This window comes from Aurantiacibacter sp. MUD11, from assembly GCF_026967575.1.
In the GTDB taxonomy this organism is placed as follows: Bacteria; Pseudomonadota; Alphaproteobacteria; order Sphingomonadales; family Sphingomonadaceae; genus Alteraurantiacibacter.
The window spans coordinates 2679670-2692020 of record NZ_CP114054.1 but is presented as its reverse complement, the minus strand read 5'-3'; the positions used below and the strand labels follow the sequence as shown (position 1 = coordinate 2692020).

At 66.3% G+C, this 12351-nt stretch carries 12 protein-coding genes; 9 read left to right on the top strand and 3 right to left on the bottom strand.

Annotated features, from left to right (window positions below):
* Positions 1 to 8: 8 nt before the first annotated feature.
* Both OZN62_RS13385 and OZN62_RS13380 read right to left on the bottom strand, forming a co-directional pair.
* The gene (locus OZN62_RS13385; RefSeq protein ID WP_269100399.1) at positions 9 to 1388 is read right to left on the bottom strand and encodes a class II 3-deoxy-7-phosphoheptulonate synthase; all 1380 of its coding nucleotides are present in this window, start codon (positions 1386 to 1388) and stop codon (positions 9 to 11) included.
* A 118-nt stretch (positions 1389 to 1506) separates the two neighbouring features.
* The gene (locus OZN62_RS13380) at positions 1507 to 4446 is read right to left on the bottom strand and encodes a M16 family metallopeptidase (protein ID WP_269100397.1); all 2940 of its coding nucleotides are present in this window, start codon (positions 4444 to 4446) and stop codon (positions 1507 to 1509) included.
* A gap of 118 nt (positions 4447 to 4564) precedes the next feature.
* Here OZN62_RS13380 and OZN62_RS13375 point away from each other — a divergent pair, with 118 nt between their 5' ends.
* The 8 genes from OZN62_RS13375 (at position 4565) to miaB (ending at position 10280) form a co-directional block, all read left to right on the top strand.
* Positions 4565 to 5146, top strand: a complete 582-nt coding sequence (locus OZN62_RS13375; protein WP_269100395.1) for a NifU family protein — start codon at positions 4565 to 4567, stop codon at positions 5144 to 5146.
* A 71-nt stretch (positions 5147 to 5217) separates the two neighbouring features.
* Entirely contained in the window at positions 5218 to 5808 is a 591-nt protein-coding gene (locus OZN62_RS13370) for a malonic semialdehyde reductase (protein ID WP_269100394.1), read from the top strand.
* A gap of 17 nt (positions 5809 to 5825) precedes the next feature.
* Positions 5826 to 6446, top strand: coding sequence for a tRNA (adenosine(37)-N6)-threonylcarbamoyltransferase complex dimerization subunit type 1 TsaB (gene tsaB, locus OZN62_RS13365; protein WP_269100391.1), 621 nt, complete (start codon positions 5826 to 5828; stop codon positions 6444 to 6446).
* Positions 6443 to 6901 (top strand): GNAT family N-acetyltransferase, encoded by a 459-nt coding sequence (locus tag OZN62_RS13360; protein WP_269100389.1) that lies wholly within the window; start codon positions 6443 to 6445, stop codon positions 6899 to 6901. Before tsaB ends, OZN62_RS13360 begins: the two co-directional genes overlap by 4 nt.
* A 174-nt stretch (positions 6902 to 7075) precedes the next feature.
* Positions 7076 to 7507, top strand: coding sequence for a MucR family transcriptional regulator (locus tag OZN62_RS13355; protein ID WP_269100388.1), 432 nt, complete (start codon positions 7076 to 7078; stop codon positions 7505 to 7507).
* 89 nt (positions 7508 to 7596) lie between these two features.
* Positions 7597 to 8025: a Fur family transcriptional regulator gene (locus OZN62_RS13350; RefSeq protein ID WP_269100387.1), complete on the top strand. Its 429-nt coding sequence runs from the start codon at positions 7597 to 7599 to the stop codon at positions 8023 to 8025.
* A 10-nt stretch (positions 8026 to 8035) separates the two neighbouring features.
* Positions 8036 to 8899 carry a lysophospholipid acyltransferase family protein gene (locus OZN62_RS13345; protein ID WP_269100386.1) on the top strand — a complete coding sequence of 288 codons (864 nt, stop codon included), beginning with the start codon at positions 8036 to 8038 and terminating at the stop codon, positions 8897 to 8899.
* A gap of 46 nt (positions 8900 to 8945) precedes the next feature.
* Entirely contained in the window at positions 8946 to 10280 is a 1335-nt protein-coding gene (gene miaB, locus OZN62_RS13340; RefSeq protein WP_269100385.1) for a tRNA (N6-isopentenyl adenosine(37)-C2)-methylthiotransferase MiaB, read from the top strand.
* A gap of 3 nt (positions 10281 to 10283) precedes the next feature.
* Here miaB and OZN62_RS13335 read toward each other — a convergent pair whose 3' ends face one another.
* Positions 10284 to 11174, bottom strand: a complete 891-nt coding sequence (locus tag OZN62_RS13335; protein WP_269100383.1) for a hypothetical protein — start codon at positions 11172 to 11174, stop codon at positions 10284 to 10286.
* 117 nt (positions 11175 to 11291) lie between these two features.
* Between OZN62_RS13335 and OZN62_RS13330 the strand changes: the two genes are divergently transcribed.
* Positions 11292 to 12350, top strand: a complete 1059-nt coding sequence (locus OZN62_RS13330; protein ID WP_269100380.1) for a PhoH family protein — start codon at positions 11292 to 11294, stop codon at positions 12348 to 12350.
* The last annotated feature ends 1 nt before the right edge of the window (position 12351 follow it).

The window sequence follows — 12351 nt, the reverse complement described above, 5'->3', positions numbered from 1 at the left end:
CTGCGTGGTCAGGCGGCGTCCTGCCGCGCTTCGCCAAGTTCGAGGTTGAGCATTTCCGCCAGCAGGAAGGCCAGTTCCAGCGACTGCGCCGCGTTGAGGCGCGGATCGCAATGCGTGTGGTAGCGGTCCTTCAGCCCCTCGTCGGTGATGGCGACGGCACCGCCGGTGCACTCGGTCACGTCCTGGCCGGTCATCTCGACATGGATGCCGCCGGCATGGGTGCCTTCCGCGCGGTGCACGGCGAAGAAGCCGCGCACTTCGGACAGGATGCGGTCGAACGGACGGGTCTTGTAGCCGCTGTCGGACTTGATGACGTTGCCGTGCATCGGGTCGCAGCTCCACACCACCGGATGGCCCTCGCGCTTGATGGCACGCACCAGCGGCGGCAGGCCTTCCTCGACCTTGCCCGCGCCGAAACGGCTGATCAGCGTGATCCGCCCGGCTTCGCGCGCCGGGTTGAGGATGTCGAGCATCTCCAGCAGCGCGTCCGGCTCCAGCGAGGGGCCGCACTTCACGCCGATGGGGTTGTTCACCCCGCGCAGGAATTCCACGTGGGCGCTGTCGACGAAGCGGGTGCGATCGCCGATCCACAGGAAGTGGGCCGAGGTGTCGTACCAGTCGCCGGTCAGCGAATCCTGCCGGGTCATCGCCTGCTCGTAAGGCAGCAGCAGCGCCTCGTGGCTGGTGTAGAAGGTGGCGGTCTTCAGCTGCGGCTGGTCTTCGATGTCGACCCCGCAGGCTTCCATGAAGTCCAGCGCCTCGCCGATGCGGTCGGCGATGGTCTTGTACTGTTCGGCCCAGGGGCTGCGGCCCATGAAATCCAGCGTCCACTGGTGCACCTGGCGCAGGTTGGCATAGCCGCCGCCGGCAAAGGCCCGCAGCAGGTTCAGCGTCGCTGCCGCCTGCGAATAGGCGCGCAGCATGCGCTGCGGATCGTTGGTGCGCGACTCGGGCGAGAACTCGATGGAGTTGACGTTGTCGCCGAAGTAGCTCGGCAGGGTCACGTCGCCCTGCGTTTCCGTGGCGCTGGAGCGCGGCTTGGCGAACTGCCCGGCCATGCGGCCCACCTTCACCACCGGCAGCTTGCTGGCGAAGGTCAGCACCGCCGCCATCTGCAGGATCACGCGGAAGGTATCGCGGATGTTGTTGGGGCTGAATTCGGCAAAGCTTTCAGCGCAGTCGCCGCCCTGCACGAGGAAGGCCTCGCCCGCGACGACGTCGGCCAGCGCGGACTTCAGGTTGCGCGCCTCTCCGGCAAAGACCAGCGGCGGAAACCCGGCGAGAGTGCGCTCGGCTTCTGCCAGCGCAGCTGCGTCCTCATATTCGGGCAGGTGCTTTGCGATAAAGCGGTCCTGCTTCCAGCTGTCGGGTGTCCAATTCTGTGCCACGGTATTTACCAATCCAAACGCGCCCGATCCCCGTCGGGCCAAATCCACATATAATGTCGGGGAAGCCCGATTCCTACAGCGCCGCGGCACGGCGCGCAAAGGTTACTTTAGAAACGGATCAACGCCCGGCGACGGTGGACGTACTGCGGGCCGCCGCGACGCTTTCCGGCAGGATCGACAGTTTCCACCCCGGCCGGTCCACCAGGTAACGCTGCGCCAGTTCCTGCACCTCTGCCGGAGTGGCATTGGAATAGTCGGAATAGAGCGTGCGCAGGTAGAGCGCCCGGTAGGGATCGAAGGCGGAACCCTCCAGGTTGTTGAGCCAGAAGGTGTGGCCGGTGCTGGCACGTTCGATGCGCTGGCGGATCGGTTCGATCACGCGCGCCAGTTCGTCGGGCGTCGGGCCGTTGGCCGCGAGGTCGCGGGCGATGGCCTCGGCTTCCACGAAGAACACCGGCACCAGCGCCGGATCGAGCTGCACCAGCGCGAAGATGACGCCGCCGGTCTCGGTATCGAGCGGCCAGTTGGAGATGACGAAGGGCGAATAGGCGGCACCCGCGCGCTCGCGCAGGCCGTCCAGCAGGCGGTTGGAGAAGACCCGTGCCATCAGGTCCAGCTTGCGGCTCTGCACCAGCCCGGCGGAACCGCCGGCGGTGGGCCAGGCGATGACGGCGGCGGCCTGGTCGGCATCGCCGGCATGGGTCAGCACGAGCGGTTCGCCGTTCGCCTCGGGGAAACTGAGCGGGCGATTGGCGACTTCGGCCGGCAGCGGGCGGCGCGGCGCGATCGCCCCGAAAGTGCGCGACAGCGCCTCTATCGTCGCCTGCCGGTCGATATCGCCGAACACGGCCACTTCCACCGGGCCTTGCGCCAGCAGGCGCGACCAGACGCGGCGGAACTGGTCGGGCGTCGCCGCCTGCAACTGCGCCGGCGTGGGCGTGGCGAAGCGCGGATCGCGGTCACGCAGCAGCCAGTCGAGATCGCGGTTGATGATGCCGTTGGGATCGCGGCTGAAGGAATCATACCCGATGCTGGCACTGGCGATGGCACGTTCCACCGGTGCCGCATCCCAGCGCGGCTGGGCCAGTTTGGCCGCGAACAGGTACAGCTGGTTCTCGAGGTCTTCCTGTCGGGTCAGGCCTTCGAACACGAAGGCGCCGTCCTCGATTTCGAAATCGAAGCCCAGCTTGCTGCCGGCGGCGGCCCGGTCCAGCTCGTTCTGGCCCAGTTCGCCGACCCCGGAATTGACCAGCGCCATGGCGCCAAGCTGCGCATAGACGGCTTCGTCGTCCTCGAACCCGCGCCAGCCTGCGCCCCAGCGCACGCGGACGGTGACGCGGCCCGGTTCGTTGTCGCGGCCGAAGATGATCGCCCGCACGCCGTTGGCGAAGGTCAACCGCTCGACATCGAGCACGCCGAGCGGTTCCTGCACGGTGGGCAGCACGGGTTCGCCCAGCGGCGGCAGGTCGGCAAAGTCGATGGGTTCAGCGTTCTCGCGGGCATCGGCCAGGGCGACCGCCGGTTGTTCCAGCGCCGCGCGCAGGTCGGCCTCGCTCGCACCACGCGGATCGGGGCTGAGCATGACGGCGCGGATGACTTCGCCCTCGAACAGTTCGCGGGTGGCCTCCAGCACCTGTTCGGGCGTGAAGCGTTCGCTGATCGAGCGGAACACCTCAAGGAAGGTTTCCGGGCTGGCGATGGCTTCGCGGATATCGACCGCCTGCACCACCTGGTCCGCCAGTTCGGACCCGGCCTGGATGCGCGACTGCTCCACCATGTCGACGAAGGCGACGTCGAACAGCGCCACGGCCTGGTCGATCTCGTCCTGGCTGGGCGGATGATCCAGCGCATCGGCAATCACGCCGCGCGCATCGGCCAGCGCCGCTTCCCAGTTGTCGCCGATGGGGGTGATCGACACGAAAGTGCCGTCGACCGTGCGGCTCACCTTGTCGCGCCCGACCGAGGCCAGCAGATAGTCGCCCCCGGCGCGCGCGCGATTTTCCAGCCGCCGGTTGACGATGGCCACGCCAACCGAGCCGAGCAGGTTGCGGCGATTGTATTCGAGATTGTCGATCACCTGCACCCAGGGGCGCATGATGCCATACGACAGCGTACGCGGCTGTCCGGCCTCGACGATCACCTCGACTTCGCCCACCGGATTGTCCGGGTCGGCCCCGGCGGGTGCCACCGGGTCGCCGAAATCGGGCGCGGGCGTCACCGGCCCCTCGCCTTCCCAGTCGAGGAAATGGCGTTCGACCATGGCTGCCAGCACGCGCTCGTCGGCATCGCCGACCAGCACCACCACGGCATTTTCGGGACGGTACCAGCGCGCATGGAAGGCCTGCACGGCCTCTGCCGTCGCGCCCTCCAGCGTCTCCACCGTACCGATCGGGCTGCGGTTGGCGAGCCGCTGGCCGGCGAAGAAGGTTTCGGTCGTGGTTTCGGCAATGCGGCGTGCGGGGCCGGCGCGCTCGCGCCGCTCGGACAGCACGATCGGCACGTCGAGCGAGACGTTCTCTGCCGAGAGCACCGGATCGATCACCATGCCGGAGAACAGGCGAATGCTCTCGTCCATGCTGGCGCGCGTCGCATTGGGCAGGTCCAGCTTGTAGGTGGTCTGCGTCGGCGTGGTGGTGGCGTTGGTATCGTTGCCCAGCGCCGCGCCCAGCCGCTGGAAATGCGGGATCGCCTCGCCCTGGCCGAAATAGCGCGATTCGCGGAACACCATGTGCTCCAGCAGGTGGGCAAAGCCGCGTTCCTCGTCGGTTTCATGGATCGAACCCGCGTCGATGGCGACGCGCAGGCTCATCTGGCACGGCGGCACGCCGTTGCTGCGCACCGCATAGCGCACGCCATTGGGCAGTTCGCCGAACAGCCATTCCTCGTCGATGGGAATATCGGTGCCACGGTAGATCCACGGATCGTCCGGCTCCGCATATTGCGGCTGGTCCTCCGCCGTGGCGGGGATCGTGCAGCTTTCGAACTGCGCCAGCGCGGGGGCTGGAACCAGCAGGACGAAGGGAAGCAGGGCGCGAGCGAAACGCGAGAATAGAGTCATGGCGGCCCATTAGGTCAGCAAGCGATGAAGCAAGGGTGAATAGGGGCCAAGAAGTCCTTGCGCCACCCGTGCTTTCGCCAGTCTTGCCGCCAGCGGCCCTCGCCCCTACATCGCAGCCATGTTCATCGAGACCGAAACCACGCCCAACCCCGCCACGCTCAAGTTCCTGCCCGGCCGGCAGGTCATGCCTTCGGGCACGCGCGACTTCGCCACCCCGGAAGAGGCCGAGGCCAGCCCGCTGGCGCAGGCCCTGTTCGACACCGGCGAAGTGACCGGGGTGTTCTTCGGCAGCGAATTCGTGTCGGTCACCGCCGGACCCGGCGTCTCCTGGCCGGAGCTGAAGCCGCAGGTGGTGGCCGTGCTGCTCGACCATTTCGTGTCCGAGGCCCCGCTGTTCGCCGGCGGCGATGCCAGCGGCATTGCCGTCCCGCCCGAGGCCGACGATGCCGACATGGGCGACGACGATGGCACCGAGGATATCGTCGCGCAGATCAAGGAACTGATCGAAACCCGCGTACGCCCGGCCGTGGCCAACGACGGTGGCGACATCCGCTATCGCGGTTTCCGCGCCGGGATCGTCTACCTGCAGATGCAGGGCGCCTGCTCGGGCTGCCCCAGCTCCACCGCTACGCTGAAGCACGGCATCGAGGGGCTGCTGAAGCACTACGTCCCCGAAGTGAAGGAAGTGCGTGCTGCCTGACCGGCAGTGAACTTTCGGCGCGCTGCGCCGTTGTCCACGCAAACCCTCCCCGAATTCCTCCCGGAGTCCCCATGTCCGAACCGCTTTCCGATTCCGCCCTCGACCAGATCTTCCGCGAGGCGCGCAGCTTCAACGGCTGGCTCGACAAGCCGGTCAGCAAGCAGCAGATTCACCAGATCTACGAATTGCTGAAGATGGGCCCGACCTCGGCCAACCAGCAGCCCGCGCGCTTCGTGTGGGTTCGTTCGGACGAGGCGAAGCGGAAGCTGGCCGACTGCGCGATGGAGGGAAACAGGGACAAGATCCTCTCCGCGCCCGTCACCGTGATCATCGGTTATGACCTCGATTTCCACGAGCAGCTGCCCTGGCTGTTCCCGCACACCGACGCCAAGAGCTGGTTCGAGGACGAGGCGGCGCGCAAGGAAAGCGCCTTCCGCAACTCCGTGTTGCAGGGCGCCTACCTGATGATCGCCGCGCGCTCGCTGGGGCTCGATTGCGGCCCGATGTCAGGGTTCGACCAGGACGCCACGACCAAGGCCTTCTTCGCCGATCAGCCGCGCTATCGCGCCGACTGGCTGTGCTCGATCGGCTATGGCGACCGCGATTCCATCTTCGAGCGCAGCCCGCGTCCGGAATTCGAGCGCTTCAACCAGGTCGCCTGACGCGCTAGGCGGGGGGCGTGAGAACACTGGCGATAGATTGCGCGACCGAGGCGTGCTCGGCGGCGCTGTTCGACGGCACGACCCTGGTCGATGGCCGTTTCGAGGTGCTGGGCCGCGGCCATGCGGAGCGGCTGGTGCCGATGATCGCCGAATTGCCGGACAAGGGGCGCGCCGACCGCATCCTGGTTTCGCTCGGCCCCGGCAGCTTCACCGGTGTGCGCATCGGCATCGCCGCCGCTCGCGCGCTGGGCCTGGCCTGGGGTGCCGAGGTGCTGGGCTATCCCACGCTGGAACTCGTCCGCGCGCGCAGCTGGCAGCCGACCCCGCGCGCCGTGACGGTGTGCATGAACGGCGGCCACGGCGAATTCTTCCTGCAGAACTTCGGCGCCGACGCGCAGCCGGAAGACGAGGTGCGCTCGCTGAAACCGGCAGAGGCGGCCAAGGCTGCCCGGCACAAGGTCATCGCCGGCAACCGGGCGCGGGAACTGGCTGAACTGCTGGGCGACGACAGGCTGGCGCTGGAACTGCTGCCCGATGCCAACCACGCCCACCTGCTGCACGAAACGCGGCTGACCACCGACCTCACCCCGATCTACGGGCGCGGCCCAGATGCCAAGCCGCAGGCGGTGCGCAAGTGACCGACGCGCTCGATGCCATCATGCTGGTGATGCAGGAAGCCTTCGACGATCGTTACGGCGAGGCCTGGACTCGCCGGCAGGTGGCGGATTCCCTCACACTGCCCGGCACGCACTTCACCCTCGTCGGGATCGACCCGCAAACGGAATTCGCGGCCGAGGACGTGCGCGGTTTCGCGCTGACCCGGCAGGTTCTCGACGAAGAGGAAATCCTGCTGCTGGCCGTGCGCCCGGCCTATCGCGGCAAGGGCGTGGGCAAGCAATTGTTGCAGGAAGTCATTGATGCTGCTCGTGCACGCAGCGTTAGGCGCCTGTTTCTTGAGATGCGCGACGGGAATACGGCGGAACACCTTTATTGCGGCTCCGGCTTCGAAAAAATCGGATTTCGCAAGGGCTATTACCGCGGCGCAGTAGGCGGGCCTCTGGATGCCATTACTTTTGCCAAGCAAATAGCCTGAAGAGCGCAATTATTCGCGCCTTGTAATCACTTGCGCGATAGAGTGCTTGTACTTTCAGATGAAACCGAATGCTTCCCACTTGAAGTGACCGGGCCTTTGCGCCAATGGGCCTTCCAGCCGCTCCGAGTAACGAGGGTGGTTCCAATAATATTGGGTCACATCACAGAGGTACAAATGGACAATACTGATAACGGCACGAATGAAATGCTGATCACGCTGACGGCTGACATCGTGACCGCCCACGTCGCCAACAACAATGTCGACGTAGACACCCTCCCTTCGCTGATCGAGAATGTTTATGGCGCCCTGGCTGGCCTGGGTTCGCATGAAGTCGTCGAAGCCGCGCCCGAACCGGCCGTTTCGCTGCGCGCATCGGTGAAGAACGATCACATCGTCTGCCTGGAAGACGGCAAGAAGATGAAGATGCTCAAGCGCCACCTGATGACCGACCACGGCATGACGCCGGAGGAATATCGCGAGCGCTGGAACCTGCCCGCCGATTACCCGATGGTCGCCCCGGCCTACGCCGAGAAGCGCCGCCAGCTGGCGAAGAAGATCGGCCTTGGTCGCAAGCCCGGCCAGAAGGTCAAGTCCAGGAAGGGCTGACAAGCTGTAGAGGGCCCAAGGCCCATGCTTGAGTGAAACGCCCCGTGCCACTATGGCAACGGGGCGTTTTCATTTTAGCGGGATGAACCTTGCACCAACCGATCGATCTTGAAGCCCTGTGCGCCGAACGTGGCCTGCGTATTACCGACCAGCGCCGCATCATCGCCAAGGTGCTGTCCGAAAGCACGGACCACCCGGACGTGGAAAAGCTGCACGAACGGGCATCGGCGATCGATCCGAAGATCTCGATTGCCACCGTCTATCGCACGGTGCGCCTGTTCGAAGAGGCAGGGATCCTCGACCGCCACGATTTCGGCGACGGTCGCGCCCGCTACGAAGCCGCGCCGGAAGCGCACCACGACCACCTGATCGACGTCGAGACCGGCAAGGTCGTCGAATTCGTCGACCCCGAGCTGGAAGCCCTGCAGAAGCAGATTGCCGAGAAGCTGGGCTATCGCCTGGTGGACCACCGGATGGAGCTATACGGCGTACGCATCGGGCGCGAGGACAAGGGCTGAGGCCAGCCCCGTGTCGCCCGAACGTGCTGCCATTGCCGAGGGCGTCCCCACGAATATCGGCGTGATCGGCTGGGTGCGGCTGATTGCCCGCACATTGCTGCTGCTCCTGGCGCTGCTGGTCTGCGTGCCGCTGCATTATCTCTATCGCACCCTTGCCTATGGCTCGCCCTTCCCCATGCTGTTCCTGCGCTGGGGCGCGCGCATCTGCGGGGCACGGGTGAAGACCGAGGGGACGGCACTGCGGCGCGACGTGGTGTTCCTTTCCAACCACGTTTCGTGGCTGGATATCCTGGCACAGGCGGGCGCCAGCGGCACGGCCTTCGTCGCCAAGGCGGAGCTGGAGAAAGCCCCCGTGGTCGGCTGGCTCGCCAGCCTCAACCGCACCGTCTACGTCAAGCGCGAGGCGCGCAATAACGTCGCCGCCCAGATCAACGCCGTGCGCGAGGCGATGGCCGACAACTGGTCCGTCACCATCTTCCCCGAAGGCACGACCACCGACGGGCAATCGCTGCTGCCGTTCAAGACCTCGCTGCTGAAAATGCTCGAGCCCCCGCCGCCGGGCGTGATGGTGCAGCCGGTGGTGATCGACTACGGCCCGGTCGCCGAGGAAATCGGCTGGATCGGTGACGAAAGCGGCGTGAACAACTTCAAGCGCATCCTCTCGCGCAAGGGCAGTTTCCCGGTCACGATCCATTATCTCGAGCCCTTCGACCCGGCGGAGAACGGCAATCGCAAGGAAATCTCCGCCAAGGCCCGCGCCGAGATCGAGGAAAAGCTGGGCGAATGCCTCGGCAAGCCGCTGCGCGACTACGGTCTCGACGTGAAACCGGTCCGCTACACGCCCAAGCAGCAGCCCGATGATCCGCCGACCTAGGCGAAGGCTTCACCCCGCGCCGCGAATGCTGTAGGGGCGCGCCTCCATGAAACCGAGTGACACCCCCAAGACCTACCGGGTTAAGAGCTTCGGCTGCCAGATGAACGTCTATGACGGCGAGCGCATGGCCGAACTGCTCGATGCCAAGGGCATCAAGCCTGCCGCCGATGGTGAGGAGGCGGACCTGGTGGTGCTCAACACCTGCCACATCCGCGAGAAGGCGACCGAGAAGGTCTATTCCGATATCGGCCGGCTGAGGAAGGCCGACGGCTCCAAGCCGCTGATCGCGGTGGCGGGCTGCGTGGCGCAGGCCGAGGGCGAGGAAATCATGGCGCGCGCCCCGGCGGTGGGCATGGTGGTCGGCCCGCAGGCCTATCACCGCCTGCCCGACATGCTCGACCGCGCGGTGAAGGGTGAACGCTCCACCGACACCGACATGCCGGAGGACGCCAAGTTCGCCGCCCTGCCCAAGCGCCGCAAGGTGGCGCCGACGGCGTTCCTGACGGTGCAGGAAGGGTGCGACAAGTTCTGCACCTATTGCGTGGTACCCTACACCCGCGGTGCGGAAATCTCCCGCCCGTTCGGCGAACTGGTCGACGAAGCTGCGCGGCTGGTCGATGCCGGCGCGCGCGAAATCACGCTGCTGGGCCAGAACGTGAATGCCTGGAGCGGCGAGGACGCCAAGGGCCGCGCCGTAGGGCTCGACGGGCTGGTGAAGGAGCTGGCCAGGCTGCCGGACCTCAAGCGTATCCGCTACACCACCAGCCATCCCAACGACATGACCGACGGGCTGATCGCGGCCCATGGCGAGATCGACAAGCTGATGCCCTATCTGCACCTGCCGGTGCAGAGCGGCTCCGACCGGGTGCTGAAGGCGATGAACCGCAGCCACACGGCGGACAGCTACCTCAAGCTGCTCGACCGCTTCCGCGAAGTACGCCCCGACATCGCCCTGTCCGGCGACTTTATCGTCGGCTTCCCCGGCGAAACCGATGCCGAGTTCGAGGAAACGCTGCAGATCGTCGATGCCGTGCGTTACGCGCAGGCCTTCAGCTTCAAGTACTCGCCCCGTCCCGGCACTCCGGCTGCGTCGATGGACGACCAGATCGCCAAGGAAGTGATGGACGAGCGCCTGCAGCGCCTGCAGGCCGCGCTCAACCGCGACCAGCTGGCCTTCAACGAGGCGAGCGTCGGCAAGACCTGCGAGGTGCTGGTCGAGCGCAAGGGCAAGTACCCCGGCCAGTGGCTCGGCAAGTCACCGTGGCTGCAATCGGTATTCTTCGAAGGCGACGCACAGATCGGTGACCTGGTACGCGTGGAGCTGGCCGAGGCCGGTCCCAACTCGCTGAAGGGGCGCGTGCTCGAAAGCGTTTCGGCCTAGGGCCTATTCCTCGCCTTCATAGGCACGCGCCACGGCTCCGGCCAGACGGATGGCGGGCGCATTGGGAGCAAGGTCGTACAGGGCTTCGAGATAGGCGCGGTCGAAGCGCGTCATCGCATCCGGACCGCCCGCGACAGGAAATGGCGAGGTGACGCTGGAAGGCGAGCCAGGCTCGTCCAGCGGCACGAGGTCGGGCGCCATCAGCCGCATAGTGGCGTAGTCGGCCAGCCGGTCGATCTCCATGCCGGGCACGACATCGGCATCGACGATGATGACCGCGCTGATCACGGCGCGGCTGAATTCCAGGTCGACCCGGCGCGGCCAGCCGTTGTTGTTGACCCGCGTCTCCACGCTCAGCGCATTGTGCACGCCCTGCGTGCCGCCGGCGACATTCTGCTGGAAACCGATCGGACGGCCTCCGGCGTTGTAGGTTTCCTCGTTGTGCCAGACGAGCACCTGCTCGCCCCGGTAGATGGCGCGGTCGACATCGTTGCGCTGCTGTTCGGGCAGCAGCCAGGGCTGCTCGTCCTTGATCCGCTCCACCAGTCCTGCCGGATCGTGCCAGACCAGCACCAGCGCGTTCGCGCGCGAACAGTCGGCCGAGCCGTCCAGCCCAGCCTGCGCCGCGTTCTCCAAGATGCGCTGCGCGACATAGGCATTGCCCGCCGCGTTCAGCCCGCTGACCGAAACGCACAATTCGTCGAAGAAGCGGGTTGAAGGAACGTCGCGGCCATGTTCGCGCGCCATGGTCTGCACCGCTTCGCGCACCGTGGCCGGTTCTTCGGGCGCCTCGCCTTCCACCACGATGTCACGCGCTTCCTGCGCGGCGGCGGTGGCCGGGGTGACGACAACGGCAGCAAACGCCGCAAGCGAAGCAAGAAGGCGCGTTTTCATGGGCTTGCACATACCGCAATTATGACGGTGGTGCTACTTTCCACCGCGCAATTGCAGTGCCCGGCTTGCCTAACGCCGTGCGCAGCCTATCTTCCCTGCAGAGTTCGAAAGGAACAGATGGCTCGCAAAGCAACCCGCGATGGCGGCAATCATGCTGCCACGATCGCCCATCCGGAAGAGCGCCGAGACGCTTCCCGCCGCGCCCGGATCGAAGTCACGTTTGACGACCAGGCCGTGCTCGGCGCGCTGTTCGGCGAATTCGACGCCAACCTCGTCCAGATAGAGAACCGTCTCGGCGTCTATATCGCCGCGCGCGGAGACAAGGTTTCCATCGAAGGGGCGGAGGACGATGTCGCCCGCGCCCGCGACGTGCTGCTGAAGCTGCACGAAAAGCTGCTGACCGGCGAAGAGATGGACGCCGGCGCCATCGAGGCGCTGATTGCCATGTCCAACGAGCCGACGCTGGACGGCATCATCACCGGCGACGCCAAGGTGCCGCCGATCATGATTCGCACCCGCAAGAAGACCATCACCCCGCGCAGCGCCACGCAGGGCGACTACATGCGCCAGCTGGCCAGTCGCGACCTGATCTTCGCGCTCGGCCCGGCGGGCACGGGCAAGACCTACCTCGCCGTGGCCCAGGCGGTCAGCCAGCTGATCACCGGCAGTGTGCAGCGCCTGATCCTGTCGCGTCCGGCAGTCGAGGCGGGCGAGCGACTGGGCTTCTTGCCCGGCGACATGAAGGAAAAGGTCGATCCCTACCTGCGCCCACTCTACGACGCGCTGTACGACTGCATGCCGCCCGAACAGGTGGACCGCCGCATCGCCAGCGGCGAGATCGAGATTGCGCCCATCGCCTTCATGCGCGGGCGCACGCTGTCCGATGCCTTCGTCATCCTCGACGAGGCGCAGAACACCACGCGCGAGCAGATGAAGATGTTCCTCACCCGCTTCGGCCAGAACAGCCGCATGGTGGTGTGCGGCGATCCCAAGCAGGTGGACATTCCCGGCGGCGCCCACATGAGCGGCCTTGCCGACGCGGTGCAGCGCGTCGAGGGGCTGGAAGGCATCGGCGTCACCCGCTTCACCGCCGCCGACGTGGTGCGCCACCCGATCGTGGGCCGCATCGTCGAGGCTTACGAAGGCCCCGCCGAAGGACTCGGCCACGCCGACTGAG